Raw genomic sequence first — 17,320 nt, forward strand, 5'->3', positions numbered from 1 at the left:
AAACGCGGGCGTCCCAGCCAGGATATGGGATAAGCCGACCAGTTTAGCACTGGTGGCTCCCCCTAACTCCACGAGGCCCGCGGGGTTTTAAACCCAGGGCACAGCGGATCCGGCTCCGCCGGTCCGCCAGTGCCGCCCCCTGGGGGGCGCGCGAAGCGCGTAGGGGGGGGTCAATCCCGCGTCAGCTTCGCCTCCTTGACGATGCGCGCCATCAGCTTCTGGTCTTCCAGGAACACCTTGTTGAACTCGGCCACGCTGGACGGCGCGGGGATGACGCCCTGGGTATCGAGGCGCTCCCTCACGGCGGGCTGCGCCAGGACCTTGTTCACCGCGGCGTTGATCTTCTGCACCGTCGCGGCCGGGGTCGAGGCGGGGGCGAGCAGGCCGAACCACGATTCGAACACGTAGGAAGGCAGCCCGGCCTGGGCGATGGCCGGGACGTTGGGCAGCAGCGCCGAAGGCTGGCGCGAGGTCACGCCGATGATGCGCAGGCGGTTGTCCTGCACGTAGGCCCCGACCCCGGCGTTGGGCACGATCACCGCCTGCGCCCGGCCGCCGGCCACGTCGTTGGCGGCTTCCTGGGTCGATTTGTACGGAATGTGCATCATGTCCAGCTTGGCGGAGCTCAGGAAATAAGCCATCGCCAGGTGGGTGGAGCTGCCGATGCCGGCCGAACCGTAGTTCAGTTCGCCCGGGCGTTTCTTCGCGTAGTCGATGAACTCGGCCACGTTCTTGGCCGGCAGCGCGCTGCTGATCATCAGCACGTAGCTCTGCGTGCCGATGTTGGCAACCGGGGCGAAATCCTTGATCGGATCGTAGTGGGGCTTGGCGCCCAGCTCGGCCGTGACGAAGTGGCTGGACGCGGCCATCAGCAGCGTCTTGCCGTCCGGCTCAGCGCGGCCGACGTTGGAGGTGCCGATGGCGCCGCCCGCGCCGGGACGGCTTTCGATGATGAAGGTCTGGCCCAGCTCCTGCGCCACTTCCTGGTAGAAGGTGCGCGCCAGCAGTTCACGCGCTCCGCCGGGCGCGAACGGAACGACGATGCGGGTGACCGGGCCGCCGATCTGGGCCTGGACGGCATGAATGGGAGCCGCTGCCGCGATACCGGTAGCGAGAATTGCGAACCATTTCTTCATGGTGTCTCCATGTTCCATATATATGTGCGTATGGATCTGCACGATGGCGTGGCGCCGCCCATCGTTCGGGGCCGGCGCCGCGCCGGGTTGGCCGGCCGGGGATGCGGCCGGCGGCGATCAGAGAATGCGGGTCACGTCGTCGAACAATTCGTCCACGGCATAGCAGCGCGGGATCAGCCTTTGCCGATAGGAATAGCGAATGATCAGCTCCAGCGCATGGCGATTGGCCTCGACCCCGAACGGGGTCAGGTCAGGCGTGTCCGCCCCCGCGCGGGCCACGTCCTTGCTCTGCTGCAGCATGCGGTAGATTTCCCGCACCGCGTCCGGCCGCTGCTCGCACAGTGTGCGGTTGATGGCCATCATGTGGTTGATCGGGACCATCGCGTGGCGCGCGCCCCAGGCCGCCGCGGCGACGTGGGGATCGGGCAGCACCGGTGCCAGGCGCGGGTCGTCGGGTAGGTCGGTGCCGACGATGGCGGCATCCAGCTCGCCCGCCAGCAGCATTTCCACCGCGCTGCGGCCTTCCTCACGGCGCACGCCGGGCGGATCCGGAAACTCGGCCAGATGGCCGTCCTCGGCCGTCACCCACTGGATGCTGTCCAGATCCACGCCGTAGTCTTCGGCCAGGATGCCGCGCACCCAGGCCACGGTGGTCTGCGCGTAGGCGCGGATGCCGATGCGCTTGCCCGCCAGTTCGGCCACGCGCAGCTTGCCGCGCTCGGCGTTGTAGACCAGGCAATGGTGCTGGAAGCGGCCTGCGCCCACCACCGCCGGCATCAGCACCAGCGGCTTGCCATAGGCCTTGGCTTGCAGGAAAGTGACCAGCGCCAGCTCGGCCACCTCGAAAGCGCCGTCGCGCACCACGCGCTTGAACGCGCGGTTGGCCGTCTTGACGGGATCGAAATCGAAGCTCACCAGCGGCGAGGCGATCTCGCCGCGCTTGAGCGCCAGGGTGTTGGGATAATCGCCCAGCAGGGTGCGCAGACGCAGTTGCTCCATCACGCCCTCCCGCCGTCGCCCAGCGCCGGATAGATGGCGCGGGCCGTGCGGTGGAAGATCCACTCCCGTTCTTCGGCCGACAGCGAGGCGGTGGCGTCCAGCGCCTCTTGCAGCAATGCCGCCAGCGAACCCGCGGAAGCCGGGAAGTTCGAGCCCCAGGCGATGCGCGAGGCGCCGAAGGTGTCCACCACCTTGCGCATGAAACTGGCTTGCGTGGCCCGGCCCAGCTTGGACTCGCGCACGTTGTGCGTGGTCAGCTTGAAGAACAGCCGAGAATGGCGCGCCAGCCGGAACAGGCTCTCGGCGGCCGCGTAGGGCGCGCCGTCTTCGACGGGGGGACGGGCGAAATGGTCGAGCAGCACGCGCACGCCCGGGAAGCGCTCGAGAATGTTCTCCAATTGCGGCAGGCCGGGAGCGCGCAGTTGCACGCACACGGGAATGTCCAGCTCCTGGGCGCGCTCCCAGGCGGGAAAGCCGAGCGGATCGTCCAGCCGGGCGCCCTGGTCGGCGGCGGTATGGCCGGCAATGAACACGCGCATGCCGTGCAGGCCCAGCCCATGCCAGTGGTCGATGCGCTCGACTGCATCCGGGGCGGTCAGGCCGATGGAATAGACGCCGATGAAACGATCCGGGCGGGCCGCCGCGGAATCGGCGACGTAGCGGTTGTCGTGGCCGTAACAGGTCGAAGCCTGCACCAGCGCGGCCTGGGCGATGCCGGCCTCGTCCATGGCGGCGAGCATGCCGTCGCGGGCGACCGGCCGCTCGCGCGACCAGTCCGATTGTTTGCCTGCCAGCGGAGCCAGCGGATAGGCCGCCTGGTCGGGGGCGATCACATGGGTATGCAGGTCGATGATGGAAGTCGGCTTGGCGCTGGGCACGTTCTCTCCTTTTTGCGAGGCGCCCATCATGCACGGCCGGACATAAGTAAACTACTTAAAAATCAGCGATTCATCATTAGCATCCACTTATACCAAGACCGGCCATGGCAAAACTCGATTGGTACATACGCGCCAACCTCAAGCCGCGCCACCTGCAATTGCTGGTGGCCCTGGACGAATTGCGCAACCTGGGCAAGGTGGCCGTCAACCTGAACGTCACCCAGCCGGCCGTCTCGCTGGCCCTGTCCGAACTGGAGAAAGGGCTGGGCTTCAAGCTCTTCGACCGCACCGCCCGCGGCGTCCAGCCCAATGCCTACGGCGAATGCATGATCCGCCAGGCGCGCACCATGCTCAGCACGCTGGCCCAGACCCGCGACGAACTGCGCGCCCTGCAGTCTGGCGCTTCCGGCAGGACGGCCCTGGGCGCCATGCCGGCCATGACCTCGGCGCTCGTGCCGCATGCGCTGGCCGCGCTCAAACGCATTTCGCCCACGACTTCGGTGCAGATCCACGAGGGCTCGATGGATACCCTGCTGCCCGACCTGCGCCGCGGCAACCTGGACGTGCTCGTGGGCCGCCTGAGCAGCCGCCCGTCGGCCGATTTCGCGGAAGAGGAATTGTTCGGCGGCGCCAGCCAGGTCGTGGTGGGCTGCCAGCATCCTCTGGCCGGCGCGAAACAGCTGCACTGGCGCGACCTCGGCAAGTATCCGTGGGTGCTGCCGCCGACGACGTCGCTGCCCCGCGAGCCGCTGGAAGCCACCTTCCAGGAGCACGGCATCCCCATCCCCAGAGATACCATCGAGACCGTATCGGTGCCGGTGATCGCCAGCTACCTGCGCTCGACCGAAGCGGTGGGACTGCTCTCGCCCGTGGCCGCCCGCCACTATTGCGGGCTGGGCATGCTCGTCGTCCTGCCGCTGGAATTGCGCGGGCTGCTGCGGCCCATCGGCCTGACCTGGAGCAAGCAGCACGCGCTCTCGCCCGCCAGCGAATTGCTGATGCGCTGCCTGCGCGAGGTCTCCTCGAGCCTGAAGCATTGAGCAGACCTGGCCCCGGGTTCAGTCCAGCGGCCCTTGCGCGGGGAGGGTCACGACCTTGGAGAACACTTCGACCGGCCGCTTGCCTGGGCCATGGGCGAGGAAGTTGTTGGGATTGACGGCGACGCCGCCCAGGCGCACCTCGAAATGCAGGTGCGAGCCGGTGGAGCGCCCGGTGCTGCCGACCAGCGCGACGCGCTGGCCGCGCTTGACCAGGTCGCCGGGCTTGACCAGCAGCTTGGAACTATGGGCGTAGCGGGTGATCAAGTCGTTGCCGTGGTCGATGTCGACCATGTAGCCATAGCCGGCATGGTATTCGGCCGCGAGCACCACGCCGCCCGCGGCGGCCACGATGGGCGTTCCCCGCGGCGCCGTGAAATCGATGCCCTCGTGCAGCGAGCGGGTGCCGGTGAACGGGTCGATGCGCCAGCCGAAGGAAGAGCCGTTGTAGCCCTCGGCTACCGGCATGACCGTGGGCGTCATGGATTTGCGCACCGACAGCGTGGTCAGTTGGGCATCGAGCACGCTCAGGTAATCGGACCGCTCGGCCAGTTGGGACTCCAGGCGGTCGAGTTCGGAACTGACGTCCTGGGGCGACATGGGATGGGGATCGACCAGCAGGCCGCCGCGGCCCGGCGCGCCCTTGGCCGAAAACGCGGGCGTTACGCCGGCCAGGCCGGCGACGCGCTCACCCAGGGCGTCGAGCTGCATCAGCTTGGCCTGCATCTCGCCCACCCGCTTGGCCAGCACGTTGATGTTTTCCTTGAGCACCGCCTGTTGGCGCGCCTGTTCGCGATTGTGCTCGACGAGGCTGGGACCGCTCTGGGACCCGGTAAAGCTGGAAGTCGCGTAATGGAGCAGCGCGGCGCCCACGACCACGGCGGCAAGCGCCGCGGCGGCGGCCCCGGCGACGAGGCGGGGTGTGATGGTCAGCGTCCGTGCCTCGGGCAGGCGCGGATGCACTATGATGATCTGCACGGAACGTGCCTCCTGGCGTAAAGACGCGCCTTGCTCGGCGCCCGTATCCTCTTCGATGGTTCCCGAAACGACTGGAAGCTCTTGATCAACGCATTTCGAACCCGCCCTGCCGGCGCGCCCATCCGGCGGCGCAAGCAGACCTATGCCGATCCCGCGCAGCAGACCGGCGCCCTGACGTGCCTGGGCCGCGACGGCAAGGGCGCCAGCCTGCTCGGCACCGCCCGGCGCCTGCTGGAACTGGAACGGCACGTCTGCGCCGCGCTGCCCGACCCGCTCGGACCGTCATGCCGGGTGCTTCGCTTCGAAGACGGCCAGCTGACGCTGGGCGTGCCCGCCTCCAGCCATTCGGCAAAACTGCGCCAGCTGGGCCCCCGGCTCGCCGCCGCCCTGGAAAAGCAAGGGTGGCAGGTTAACGGAATCACGGTTCGGGTTCAAGCAACGCTTACCCGGCTCGATACGATGGATTTGTCCTACCCCCCCCCTCCCGCCAACCCGCCCAGGCTCGTCGGCCAGGCCGGCATGCAGGCGCTTTCCGAGTTGCAGGAACAGTTGCGCGCCGGCCCGCTGGCCGAGGCCGTGGCCCGGCTGCTGGCGCACCAGCGCAAGAAAGGGAAGGAGTAAAACGCCTGCCTGCCGGCAGGCTCAGGCGAGAACCCAGTCCGAGCGGAAAGCCTGGGGCGCGTCCGCCTTGGACTCGAACGACGCCAGCTCCCAGGCGTCGGCCTGCTGCAGCAGCGCGCGCACCAGCTGGTTGTTCATGCCGTGGCCCGACTTGTGCGCGACATAGCGGGCGATCAGGGGCTTGCCGATCAGGTACAGGTCGCCGATGGCGTCCAGGATCTTGTGCTTGACGAACTCGTCCTCGTAGCGCAGCCCGTCGCTGTTCAGGACGCGGAACTCGTCCATCACGATGGCGTTGTCGAGGCTGCCGCCGCGCGCCAGGCCCGCCGCCCGCAGGTTTTCGACGTCCTGCATGAAGCCGAAAGTACGGGCGCGGGCAATCTCCTTGATATAGGAATGCTCGGCGAAATCGATCTCGGCGAAATTGGCGGTCGCGTCGATGGCCGGATGATGGAAATCGATGGAAAAAGCCAGCGCGAACCCGTCGTAGGGCTCCAGGCGCGCCCACTTGGCGGCGGCGCCTTCGCCTTCGCGCACCTCGACCGGCTTGAGCACCCGGATGAAGCGCTTGGGCGCGTTCTGTTCCTCGATACCGGCGGACTGCAGCAGGAATACGAAAGTGCCGGCGCTGCCGTCCATGATCGGGACTTCTTCGGCGGTGAGGTCGACGTGCAGATTGTCGATGCCCAGCCCGGCGCAGGCGGACATCAGGTGTTCCACCGTCGAGACCCGCACGTCGCCCTGCTGCAGCACCGACGCCATGCGCGTGTCGCCGATCCCCAGCGCCGAGGCGGGCAGGTCCACGGGCTCGGGCAGGTCGATGCGATGGAAAACGATGCCGGTATGGGGCGCGGCCGGCCGCAGCGTGATCTCTACCCGCCGGCCGGAATGCAGGCCGACCCCGGTCGTGCGGGTAACGCTTCGGATGGTGCGCTGGGCGATCATGATGGGAAGATAGGGGTTAATACCGTATTGTAACGTCAGTATGCTAGAGCGCCCGGGCAGGAAAAGGTTCGGTAAACAACTTGAAAGACTTTTGTGCGCCCGTTTTGCAACCGTTGACCAGCATGCATCGTGCCCGGCCGGCGGTCGGGCGCGAGCGCCCCGGTTTCAGGCGGCCGGCCCCTCCCGGGAGCCGGCCGCCCGAGCATTACAGTTGCTTGAGCAGGGTCTCGGCGTCGCTGACTTCGTACTTGCCGCCCGCTTCGACGTTCAGCTGCTTGACCACGCCGTCGTCCAACAGCATGGAATAACGCTGCGAACGCACGCCCATGCCGCGCTCGGTCAGGTCCAGTTCCAGGCCCAGCGCCTTGGACCACTTGGCCGAGCCGTCGGCCAGCATGCGGATCTTGCCCTGGCTGCCCTGGTCCTTGGCCCACGCGCCCATCACGAACGCGTCATTGGTCGCCACGCACCAGATCTCGTCCACGCCCTTGGCCTTCAGCGCGTCGTGGTTCTGCAGGTAGCTGGGCACGTGCTTGGCCGAGCAGGTCGGCGTGAATGCGCCCGGCACGGCGAACACAGCCACCTTCTTGCCCTTGGCCAGGTCGGCCACGGCAAATGCATTGGGCCCCAGCGCGCAACCCTCGGTCTCCACCGCGATGAATTCGGTCAAGGTACCGTCCGGCACGCGATCGCCAACTTTGATGGTCATGGCTGACTCCTTTGTATCCAGTATTGAAGAAGGGAAAACACCGGCAGGCAGTATAGGCTCCCCGCTTCCCCACGAGAAGAAATCCCCCACCGGCAGCAAAAAAATGCCCGGGAAAAACCGGGCATAGGGGGTAAGGGGCGCAGCCCCATAAACGACCCAGGGCACAGCGGATCCGGCTCCGCCGGTCCGCCAGTGCCGCCCCTGGGGGGCGCGCGTAAGCGCGTAGGGGGGGCCCAACCAGCAAACAGGCTGGTTGAGCCCTCCAGGCTCAATCGGCCTGTTTGCGCAGGAATGCCGGGATGTCCAGGTGATCCATGCCCGAGCTTTCCAGCGCCTGCACGCGCATCGAGGCGTCGCGCGGATTGCGGAACACGGTGGGGGTGTCGTAGTCGTGGTAGTTGGTGGCGCCGGCGGCCTGAACGCTGTAGGCGGCCAGGTTGTCGGTGCCGGTGCGCAGCTGCGGCACGGTGTTCTGCACCAGCTGGGGCTTGGCCTTGGCGCGGCCCAGGCCGGTGGCGACCACGGTGACGCGCAGGTCTTCGCCCATCGCGTCGTCGTACGACACGCCGAAGATCACGGTGGCGTCTTCCGCGGCGTAGCTGCGGATGGTGTCCATGATCTCGCGGGTTTCCTTCATCTTCAGCGAACGGCTGGCGGTGATGTTGACCAGCACGCCGCGGGCGCCGTTCAGGTCGATGCCTTCCAGCAGCGGGCACGCGATGGCCTGCTCGGACGCCACGCGGGCGCGGTCCACGCCGCTGGCGATGGCCGTGCCCATCATGGCCTTGCCCTGCTCGCTCATGATGGTCTTGACGTCTTCGAAGTCGACGTTGACGTTGCCGTCCACGTTGATGATCTCGGCGATGCCGGCGCATGCGTTGTGCAGCACGTCGTCGGCGGCCTTGAAGCAGTCTTCCTGGGTGGCGTCGTCGCCCATCAGCTCGTAGAGGTTCTCGTTGAGCACGACGATCAGCGAATGCACGTGCTGCGACAGCGCGTCGATGCCCTCTTCGGCCATGCGCATGCGCTTGCCGCCTTCGAAGTTGAAGGGCTTGGTGACCACGGCCACGGTCAGGATGCCGAGTTCCTTGGCGACCTCGGCCACGACCGGGCCGGCGCCCGTGCCGGTGCCGCCGCCCATGCCGGCGGTGATGAACACCATGTTGGCCCCGTGCAGCGCTTCGCGGATCTCTTCGCGGGCGGTCTCGGCAGCGGCGCGGCCCTGCTCGGGCTTGGCGCCGGCGCCCAGACCGCTGCGGCCCAGGCGGATCTGCACCGGCGCATTGGTATGCGCCAGCGATTGCGCGTCGGTGTTGGCGCAGACGAAGTCCACGCCTTGCACGCCACGGCGGATCATGTGGGCCACGGCGTTGCCGCCGGCACCACCCACGCCCACGACCTTGATGACCGTGCCACGGGTATCGGTATCTAGCATTTCGAACTTCATTGGATCACCTCCGGGGGTTTCTGGCGGATAAGTGGGCGGGCGGGAAATATGAAATGTGAAATGTGATCTGGCCGGATCGACCAATGACCCCGCCTCGGGATCGCGCTTCACGTTTCACCTTCCCCTGCCTGCCTCCTGATGCACTCGTTAATAAAAGGTTGAACGACTCGGGACTCTGGACTGAACTGCTCCGGACGACTCGCGCCGCCGGCACTCGGGCTGCTGCTGCATGGCTTCAAAGAACGGGTACTGCGTGAAAAAACGAACCGGCCTGGACGACTTCAGAAATTGCCCAGGAACCACTCTTTCATACGCGCGAACACCTGCGTGACGTTGCCGGTCTGCTGCGCCACCTTGCGGCCGCGCATGCGTTGCAGCCTGGCTTCGGCCATCAGGCCCATCACGGTGGAAAAGCGCGGGCTGCGCACCACGTCGGCCAGGCCGCCGGCATACTCGGGCACACCCAGGCGTACCGGTTTGAGGAAGATATCCTCGGCCAGTTCCACCATGCCGGGCATTTGCGACGTGCCGCCGGTCAGGACGATGCCGGACGACAGCAATTCGTCGTAGCCGGACTCGCGGATGACCTGCTGCACGAACGTGAACAGCTCTTCCACGCGCGGTTCGATGACCGCGCCCAGGGCCTGCCGCGACAGTTGGCGCGGACCGCGGTCGCCCAGGCCGGACACCTCGATGCGTTCGTCACCGCTGGCCAGCACCTGCTTGGCCACGCCGTAGCGCAGTTTGATTTCCTCGGCGTCGGGGGTCGGCGTGCGCAGCGCGGCCGCGATGTCGCCGGTGATCTGGTCGCCGGCGATGGGAATGACCGCCGTATGGCGGATCGCGCCGCCGGTGAAGATGGCGATGTCGGTCGTGCCGCCGCCGATGTCCACCAGCGCCACGCCCAGTTCCTTCTCGTCGGGCGTCAGACACGCCAGGCTCGAGGCCAGCGGCTGCAGGATCAGGTCCTGCACTTCCAGGCCGCAGCGGCGCACGCACTTGACGATGTTCTGCGCCGCGCTGACCGCGCCGGTGACGATGTGCACCCGCACTTCCAGGCGGATGCCGCTCATGCCGATGGGCTCGCGGATGTCTTCCTGGCCGTCGACGATGAACTCCTGCGTCAGCACGTGCAGCACCTGCTGGTCGGTCGGGATGTTGATCGCCTTGGCGGTCTCGATCACCCGCGCCACGTCTGTCGCGGTGACTTCCTTGTCCTTGATCGCCACCATGCCGCTCGAGTTGAAGCTGCGGATATGGCTGCCGGCGATGCCGGTGAATACGTCGCGGATCTTGCAGTCGGCCATCAACTCGGCTTCCTCCAGCGCGCGCTGGATGGAATTGACCGTGGTCTCGATGTTGACGACCACGCCCTTGCGCATGCCGCGCGACTCGTGCTGCCCCAGGCCGAGCACTTCGAAACGCCCTTCGGGCAGCATCTCGGCCACGACCGCCACCACTTTGCTGGTGCCGATGTCGAGGGCAACGATCAGGTCCTTGGTTTCACGAGTCATGGTCTTTTCTGGTTAGGTTGCATGGTTGATGCCGGCTTCGCCGGTTTCGTCCTCGCGCCGGCCGCCGGGGGCCGCGCGGTCGTCACCGCGAATCCATTGGGGTAGCGCAGGTCCGCGTGCTCGAGCTTGCCGATCCGCCCCTCGATGACCGGTATGGCCTGGACGAAGCGCTGCACGCGCGACTCCAGCGAAGCCGTGTCCGACCCCGGCGCGGTGGTCGGCTCGCGCCCCAGGTCGATGACCGCGCCGTTGGACAGTTGCACCTGCCAGGCGTAGCGCGGGCTGAGCACCACGCGCAGCGGATCGAGCTTGAGCGGCGCGAACCAGCGCAGCAGTTCGGCATAGCGCTGCGCCACCAGTTTTTCCGAACCGTCCGGCCCGCCGAATATCGGCAGCTGCTGGCGGTCGTCCTCCGCTTCGCCCAGGTTCGCCGTGAACGATTCGCCGTAGGTATTGAGCAGCCGGCTCTCGTTCCACAAGCCCAGCGCCTGGTGTTCCTGCATGGTCACCACCAGCGCGTTGGGCCACTGCCGCCGCACCGAGACCTGGCGCACCCACGGCACGGTCTCGAACACCTGGCGCACCTGTTCCAGGTCGGCGGTGAAGAAGTTGCCCATCAGCCGTCCCGCGATCGCGGTGTGCACGCTGGCCGGCGTGACGTGCTCCAGGCGGCCGTCCTCCGCTTCGATCCAGATCGCCTGCAGCGCGAACACCGGCCGATGCGCCAGCCACAGCAGCGCGCTCGCCGCCAGCACGGCCGCCGCGGCGAGGTAGAGGGTGTTGGCCACCAGGTTCAGGGTACGCGAATCGTTCCACACAGAGCTTCCGTTCCAAACACTTACGACAACCGGCCCGAGACCTTGCAGCGCGCATCCCGCAGGATTTCCACGCACAAGGCCTCATAGCTCATGCCGCTGGCGGCAGCCGCCATCGGCACCAGGGAATGGCCGGTCATGCCGGGCGAAGTGTTGACCTCCAGCAAATAGGGTTGGTTGTCGGCATCCAGCATCACGTCGGCGCGGCCCCAGCCTTCGCAGCCCAGGGTGCGGTAGGCCGCCACGCTGATCTCCTGCACGCGCTGCGCCACCGCTTCGGGCAGCGGCGCCGGGCACAGGTAGCGGGTGTCGTCGGTGAAATACTTGTGCTCGTAGTCGTAGTTGCCCTCGGGCGCGACGATCTCGATCACCGGCAGGGCCCGCGCGGCATCGCCCGTCCCCAGGATCGCCACGGTCAGCTCGCGCCCGCTGATGAAGGATTCGGCCAGCACCTGCTCGTCGTACTCGGCGGCCAGCGCGTAGGCCGGACTCATGGCGGCGGCGTCGCTCACCTTGGTCACGCCTATGGTCGAGCCTTCGTGCGGCGGCTTGACGATCAGCGGCAAGCCCAGGCGCGCGGCTGCGGCGGCGAGGTCGGAGCGGCGGTCCAGCACTTCGAAGCGCGGGGTCGGCAGGCCCTCGTTGATCCAGATCCGCTTGGTCATGGTCTTGTCCATGGCCAGCGCCGAGGCCAGCGGCCCACTGCCGGTATAGGGCACTTGCAGCAGTTCGAGGGCGCCCTGGATCGTGCCGTCTTCGCCGTAGCGGCCGTGCAGCGCGATGAAGACGCGATCGAAGCGCTCCTCGGCCAGTTCCGCCAGCGAGCGTACGCCGGTATCGAACAAATGGGCCTCGATGCCGGCGCTGCGCAGCGCCTGATGCACGCCCGTGCCGGACATGATGGACACGTCGCGCTCGGCGGACTTGCCGCCGTAGAGGACGCCGACCTTGCCAAACTGCGCGCTCATGGCTGCGCTCCTTCCTGATTCGATGCCGGGGCCGCGAACATGGCCCCGATCCGCGCCGGCATGGCGCCGATGGAGCCGGCGCCCATGGCGATGACCACGTCGCCGTCGCGCGCGAAATCGGCGATGGCGCGCGGCATGTCGGCGATGTCCTCGACGAATACCGGCTCGACCTTGCCGGCCACGCGCACCGCGCGGGCCAGCGAGCGGCCGTCGGCCGCCACGATGGGGGTCTCGCCGGCGGCGTACACCTCGGCCAGCAGCAGCGCGTCGGCGGTGCCCAGCACCTTGACGAAGTCCTCGAAGCAGTCGCGGGTGCGCGTATAGCGGTGCGGCTGGAAGGCCAGCACGATGCGCTGCTCGGGATAGGCGCCGCGCGCAGCCGCCAGCGTGGCGGCCATCTCGACCGGGTGGTGGCCGTAGTCGTCGACCAGCGTAAAAGTGCCGCCGCCGTGCTCGGCCGCCACCGGGAACTGGCCGGCGAGGCTGAAGCGGCGGTTGACGCCGCGGAACGCCGCCAGCGCCTCGCGGATCGCATCGTCCGACACGCCCAGCTCGGTCGCTACGGCGATGGTGGCCAGCGCATTGCGCACGTTGTGCTCGCCCGGCAGATTCAGCGTGATGTCCAGCGACGGCAGCTCGGCCTGGCGGTCGCGCCGCAGCACCGTGAAGCGCATCCGTGGCCCCTCGGCGGCGACGTCGACGGCGCGCACCTGGGCGTCCGGGCCGAAACCGTAGGTGGTCACCGGCCGCGAAATGAAGGGCAGTATCTCGCGCACGTTGGCGTCGTCGATGCACAGCACCGCGGTGCCGTAGAACGGCATGCGCTGGGTGAACTCGACGAAGGCGCTCTTGAGCCGCGCGAAGTCGTGCCCGTAGGTGTCCATGTGATCGGCGTCGATGTTGGTGATCACCGACATCACCGGCAGCAGGTTCAGGAACGAGGCGTCGGACTCGTCGGCCTCGACGACGATGAACTCGCCCTGCCCCAGCTTGGCATTGGCGCCGGCCGAGTTCAGGCGGCCGCCGATCACGAAAGTCGGATCCAGCCCGCCCGCGGCCAGGACGCTGGCGATCAGGCTGGTGGTGGTGGTCTTGCCGTGCGTGCCGGCCACCGCGATGCCGCGCTTGAGCCGCATCAGCTCGGCCAGCATGACGGCGCGCGGCACGACCGGGATGCGCTTGTTGCGCGCGGCGATCACTTCCGGGTTGTTGCCAGCCACCGCGGTGGACGTGACGATGGCGTCCACGCCCTCGACGTTCTCGGCGCTGTGGCCCTGGGTGATGTGCGCGCCCAGTTCCGCCAGCCGGCGGGTCGTGGCGTTGTCGGCCAGATCGGAGCCGCTGATGCGGTAGCCCAGGTTGAGCAGCACCTCGGCGATGCCACTCATGCCCGAGCCCCCTATGCCGACGAAATGAATGTGTCTGATTCGATGTCTCATGATCTCTACCGTCGGGCCTGCGCCTCGCAGATGTCGGCGATCCGCTCGGTGGCGAGAGGATGCGCCAGCGCGCGCGCGCGGGTCGCGGTTTCGGCCAGCTCGGCCCGATTGCGACGGCGCAGCCAGTCGGCCAGCCACTCGGCCGTCAGCTCGCGCTGCGGCTTGAGCCAGCCCGCCTGCGCATCGCTCAAATATCTGGCATTGGTGGTCTGGTGATCGTCCACCGCATGCGGGAAGGGCACGAACAGCGCGGCCACGCCGGCCACGCAGACTTCGGCCACGGTCATCGCGCCCGAACGGCAGACCACCAGGTCGGCGTCGGCATAGGCCGCCGCCATGTCGGCGATGAAGGCGCGGCAGTCGGCCTGCACGCCTGCCTCGGCGTAGGCAGCGCGCAGCGCGTCGATGTGCTGCTCGCCGGCCTGGTGCACGATCTGCGGACGCAGTTCGGCGGGCAGCGCCGCGATCGCGCGCGGCACCACGGTATTGAGCGCCTGCGCGCCCAGGCTGCCGCCCACCACCAGCACGCGCAGCGGGCCGCTGCGGCCGCCATAGCGTTCGGCCGGCGGGGCGACGGCGGCCACTTCCGGACGAACCGGGTTGCCGGTCAGCTCGCCCGGCAGCGCGCCCGGGAAGGCGGTCAGCACCTTGTCCGCCCAGCGCGCCAGCACGCGGTTGGTCATGCCGGCGACGGAATTCTGCTCGTGCACCACCAGCGGCGTGCCGCGCAGACGCGCCATCAAGCCGCCGGGCAGCGCCACATAGCCGCCCATGCCCAGCACCACGTCGGGCCGATGGCGGCGCAGCGCGGCCCGCGCCTGCCAGGCGGCGCGGCCCAGCGTGAACGGCAGCTTGAGCAGCGTGGCCGGCCCTTTGCCGCGCACGCCGGCAAAGCGCACCGGCGCCATCGGGATGCCTTGCGGCGGCACCAGCCGCCCTTCCATGGCATCGGGATTGCCCATCCAGACCACGTTCCAGCCGCGCGCGCGCAGCGCGCCCGCCACGGCCAGGCCCGGCATGATGTGGCCGCCTGTGCCGCCGGCCATCACCATCAGGGTGCGGGCGGCGTGGTTCGAGGAGGAGCGCAGTTCGCTCACAGCCGCCCTCCCCGCATCAGGATCCGGTTCTCGTAGTCCACGCGCATCAGCACGGCCAGCGCGCACAGGCTGGCGATGATGGACGAGCCGCCGAAGCTCATGAAGGGCAGCGTCAGGCCCTTGGTCGGCAGCAGCCCGAGGTTCACGCCCATGTTGATCAGCGCCTGCACGCCCAGCCACAGCGCGACGCCCTTGGCCACCAGGCCGCTGAACACGCGGTCCATGGCGATGGCCTGCCGGCCGATCTCGAAGCCGCGGCGCACGATGATGAAGAACAGCGAGATGACCACCAGCACGCCGACGAAACCCAGTTCCTCGCCGATCACCGCGAGCAGGAAGTCGGTGTGCGCCTCGGGCAGGTAATGCAGTTTCTCGACGCTGGCGCCCAGCCCCACGCCGAACCACTCGCCGCGGCCGAAGGCGATCAGCGAATGCGAGAGCTGGTAGGCCTTGCCCAGCGCGTTGACCTCGGTCCAGGGGTCGAGGTAGGCGAACAGGCGCTCGCGCCGCCACGGCGAGGTCCAGATCAGCAGCAGGAAAGTCGAGACCAGCACCGCAGCCAGACCGCCGAACATCTTGCCATTGATGCCGCCCAGGAACAGGATGCCCATGGAGATCGCCACGATCACCACGAACGCGCCCAGATCCGGCTCGAGCAGCAGGAACAGGCCGGTGAATCCTATCGCGCCGGCCATGGGCAGAAAGCCGCGCACGAAACTCTGCATGTAGGCCTGCTTGCGCACGGTGTAATCCGCCGCATAGATGAGCGCGGCCATCTTCATCATCTCGGAAGGCTGGAAGTTGACGAAGCCGAGCGGCAGCCAGCGGTGCGAGCCATTGACCTCCTTGCCTATGCCCGGGATCAGCACCGCTGCCAGCAGCAGCAGCGCCAGGCCGAAGAAAGGCCTGGAGAATTTCTGCCAGGTATTCATCCGGACGCTGAAGGTGATGACGGCCGCCACCACGCCCATCGACATGTACAGGGCGTGCCGCACCAGGAAATGGTAGTTGCCGTAGTTGGCGAACTTGGGCGAATCGGCCAGCGTGACCGAGGCCGAGTACACCATCACCAGCCCGAGCAGCAGCAGAGCGGCGGCCGAGGTCACCAGCACCGCGTCGTAGTTCAGCATGCGCGTGCGGCTGGGCCGCACCGCGTTGACGCTGCCGGTCAGTTCGGCGAACAGGCTCATGGCGTCACACCTCCCCCCGGTCGGCCGCCAACTCGTGCACCGCGTCGACGAATACGTCGGCGCGATGCTTGTAGTCGCGGAACATGTCGAAACTGGCGCAGGCGGGCGACAGCAGCACGGCATCGCCCGGCTCGGCCAGGCCCAGCCCGGCGGCGACCGCCGCCTCCAGGCTCGCAGCCTGCTCGAGCGGCACGCCGGCCCCGCCCAGCGCATCGGCGATCTGCGGCGCATCGCGCCCGATCAGCACCACGGCGCGCGCGGCCATGGCCACGGCGCGCGCCAGCGGCGCGAAATCCTGCCCTTTGCCCACGCCTCCGGCGATCAGCACGCAGCGCTGGCCCAGCCCTTCGAGCGCGGCCACGGTCGCGCCCACGTTGGTGCCCTTGCTGTCGTCGACGAAATCCACGCCGGCGATGCTGCGCACGAATTCGACGCGATGCGGCTCGCCGCGGTACTCGCGCACCGCGCGCAGCAGCGCGCCCCACGGCAGGCCCAGGCTGCGCGCGAGCAACAGCGCGGCCTGCGCGTTCAGGGCGTTGTGCAGGCCGCGGATCTGCAAGGCATCGACCGGCATCAGGCGGTTCAGCCGGCCTTCCGGGCGGGTGATCACCTCGCCTTTCTTGCGGCGCGGCGCGGGCATGTCGAAATCCTCGGCAGCCGCTTCGGCCAGCCAGGCGACGCCATGGCTGTGATCCAGGCCCAGGTCGCCGGTCAAGGCCGGCGCCTCGCGGCCGAAGCCGCGCACGCGCTCGCCGTCGAGCCGCTCGACCATCGCGGCGACCAGCGGGTCGTCGCGATTGACCACCGCGATCTTGGCCACCGCCAGCAGCCTGGCCTTGGCCGCGCCGTAGGCCTGCATGTCGCCGTGCCAGTCCAGGTGGTCCTGGGTCAGGTTCAGCACCGCGCCGGCGTGCGGCTCGAGGCTGTGGGTGGTTTCGAGCTGGAAGCTCGACAGCTCCAGCACCCAGGCATCCGGCAGGCGGTCCTCGTCCAGCGCCTTGCCCAGCGCGATCAGCGCGGCAGGGCTGATGTTGCCGGCCACCACGGCCGTCTTGCCGGCTGCTTCGAGCAGGTAGCCGGTCAGCGCGCACACCGTGGTCTTGCCATTGGTGCCGGTCACGGCCAGCACGCTGGGCGCATAGCCGCGGGTCGCCGCCAGGTCGGCCAGCGCCAGCGCGAACAGCTCGATCTCGCTGACGACCGGGATGCCCCGCTCGCGCGCGGCCAGGACCAGCTCGCGCGCCGGCGCCGCCTGGAGCGCCAGCCCCGGACTGATCACCACCCGCTCGACGCCGTCCAGCAGGCCGGGATCGAACATCGCGCCGCCCTCGCGCTCCACCAGCGCCGCCGGACCCAGCACGAACTCGGCCTGCTGCGCGCCGGCGCGCAACTCGGCCAGTCCGGCCGGCTCCGCGCGCGAATCGGCCACGCGCAGCGCGCCGCCCAGCCGGGCGCACCAGCGCACCGCGGCCGCACCCGACTCCCCCAGTCCCAGGACCAGGGTGGCGGGCGCTTGCGCGAGGGCTTGCTGCGGCGTATTCACAGGT

At 68.3% G+C, this 17,320-nt stretch carries 16 protein-coding genes; 2 read left to right on the forward strand and 14 right to left on the reverse strand.

Annotated elements, in window-relative coordinates:
• Positions 1-170: 170 nt before the first annotated feature.
• The 3 genes from PIGHUM_RS08035 to PIGHUM_RS08045 form a co-directional block, all read right to left on the reverse strand.
• Positions 171-1,136: a tripartite tricarboxylate transporter substrate binding protein gene (locus PIGHUM_RS08035; protein ID WP_160142201.1), complete on the reverse strand. Its 966-nt coding sequence runs from the start codon at positions 1,134-1,136 to the stop codon at positions 171-173.
• A 117-nt stretch (positions 1,137-1,253) separates the two neighbouring features.
• A complete protein-coding gene (locus tag PIGHUM_RS08040) occupies positions 1,254-2,135 on the reverse strand; it encodes a substrate-binding domain-containing protein (protein WP_124078976.1) in 882 nt (293 codons plus the stop codon).
• Positions 2,135-3,013 carry an amidohydrolase family protein gene (locus PIGHUM_RS08045; RefSeq protein ID WP_246013023.1) on the reverse strand — a complete coding sequence of 293 codons (879 nt, stop codon included), beginning with the start codon at positions 3,011-3,013 and terminating at the stop codon, positions 2,135-2,137. The genes PIGHUM_RS08040 and PIGHUM_RS08045 overlap by 1 nt, the downstream gene beginning before the upstream one ends.
• A gap of 104 nt (positions 3,014-3,117) precedes the next feature.
• Between PIGHUM_RS08045 and PIGHUM_RS08050 the strand changes: the two genes are divergently transcribed.
• Positions 3,118-4,053 carry a LysR substrate-binding domain-containing protein gene (locus tag PIGHUM_RS08050; protein ID WP_124078978.1) on the forward strand — a complete coding sequence of 312 codons (936 nt, stop codon included), beginning with the start codon at positions 3,118-3,120 and terminating at the stop codon, positions 4,051-4,053.
• An 18-nt stretch (positions 4,054-4,071) separates the two neighbouring features.
• On the opposite strand, the gene PIGHUM_RS08055 is transcribed toward PIGHUM_RS08050, so the two are convergent.
• Positions 4,072-5,028: a M23 family metallopeptidase gene (locus PIGHUM_RS08055; protein WP_124078980.1), complete on the reverse strand. Its 957-nt coding sequence runs from the start codon at positions 5,026-5,028 to the stop codon at positions 4,072-4,074.
• An 81-nt stretch (positions 5,029-5,109) separates the two neighbouring features.
• Here PIGHUM_RS08055 and PIGHUM_RS08060 point away from each other — a divergent pair, with 81 nt between their 5' ends.
• The gene (locus PIGHUM_RS08060) at positions 5,110-5,649 is read left to right on the forward strand and encodes a DciA family protein (RefSeq protein ID WP_160142202.1); all 540 of its coding nucleotides are present in this window, start codon (positions 5,110-5,112) and stop codon (positions 5,647-5,649) included.
• A gap of 21 nt (positions 5,650-5,670) precedes the next feature.
• Here the strand turns inward: PIGHUM_RS08060 and lpxC are convergent, their stop codons facing one another.
• The 10 genes from lpxC to murD form a co-directional block, all read right to left on the reverse strand.
• On the reverse strand, positions 5,671-6,594 hold the full coding sequence (gene lpxC, locus PIGHUM_RS08065; protein WP_124078982.1) for a UDP-3-O-acyl-N-acetylglucosamine deacetylase: 924 nt from the start codon (positions 6,592-6,594) through the stop codon (positions 5,671-5,673).
• A gap of 205 nt (positions 6,595-6,799) precedes the next feature.
• A complete protein-coding gene (locus tag PIGHUM_RS08070; RefSeq protein ID WP_124078985.1) occupies positions 6,800-7,303 on the reverse strand; it encodes a peroxiredoxin in 504 nt (167 codons plus the stop codon).
• A 268-nt stretch (positions 7,304-7,571) separates the two neighbouring features.
• Complete coding sequence (gene ftsZ / locus PIGHUM_RS08075; RefSeq protein ID WP_124078986.1) at positions 7,572-8,750, reverse strand: cell division protein FtsZ; 1,179 nt, start codon at positions 8,748-8,750, stop codon at positions 7,572-7,574.
• A 281-nt stretch (positions 8,751-9,031) separates the two neighbouring features.
• Positions 9,032-10,264, reverse strand: a complete 1,233-nt coding sequence (gene ftsA / locus PIGHUM_RS08080) for a cell division protein FtsA (RefSeq protein WP_124078987.1) — start codon at positions 10,262-10,264, stop codon at positions 9,032-9,034.
• Entirely contained in the window at positions 10,261-11,082 is an 822-nt protein-coding gene (locus tag PIGHUM_RS08085) for a cell division protein FtsQ/DivIB (protein WP_124078988.1), read from the reverse strand. The genes ftsA and PIGHUM_RS08085 overlap by 4 nt, the downstream gene beginning before the upstream one ends.
• Positions 11,083-11,102: 20 nt before the next feature.
• On the reverse strand, positions 11,103-12,047 hold the full coding sequence (locus PIGHUM_RS08090; protein ID WP_124078990.1) for a D-alanine--D-alanine ligase: 945 nt from the start codon (positions 12,045-12,047) through the stop codon (positions 11,103-11,105).
• Complete coding sequence (gene murC, locus PIGHUM_RS08095; protein WP_124078991.1) at positions 12,044-13,486, reverse strand: UDP-N-acetylmuramate--L-alanine ligase; 1,443 nt, start codon at positions 13,484-13,486, stop codon at positions 12,044-12,046. The genes PIGHUM_RS08090 and murC overlap by 4 nt, the downstream gene beginning before the upstream one ends.
• A gap of 5 nt (positions 13,487-13,491) precedes the next feature.
• Positions 13,492-14,538 (reverse strand): undecaprenyldiphospho-muramoylpentapeptide beta-N-acetylglucosaminyltransferase, encoded by a 1,047-nt coding sequence (murG, locus tag PIGHUM_RS08100; RefSeq protein ID WP_124079069.1) that lies wholly within the window; start codon positions 14,536-14,538, stop codon positions 13,492-13,494.
• A 41-nt stretch (positions 14,539-14,579) separates the two neighbouring features.
• Complete coding sequence (ftsW, locus tag PIGHUM_RS08105; RefSeq protein WP_124078993.1) at positions 14,580-15,773, reverse strand: putative lipid II flippase FtsW; 1,194 nt, start codon at positions 15,771-15,773, stop codon at positions 14,580-14,582.
• A 4-nt stretch (positions 15,774-15,777) separates the two neighbouring features.
• Positions 15,778-17,316, reverse strand: a complete 1,539-nt coding sequence (gene murD / locus PIGHUM_RS08110) for a UDP-N-acetylmuramoyl-L-alanine--D-glutamate ligase (protein WP_124079071.1) — start codon at positions 17,314-17,316, stop codon at positions 15,778-15,780.
• Positions 17,317-17,320 lie beyond the last annotated feature (4 nt).

The organism is Pigmentiphaga humi (assembly GCF_900606115.1).
Lineage (GTDB): Bacteria > Pseudomonadota > Gammaproteobacteria > Burkholderiales > Burkholderiaceae_B > Pigmentiphaga > Pigmentiphaga humi.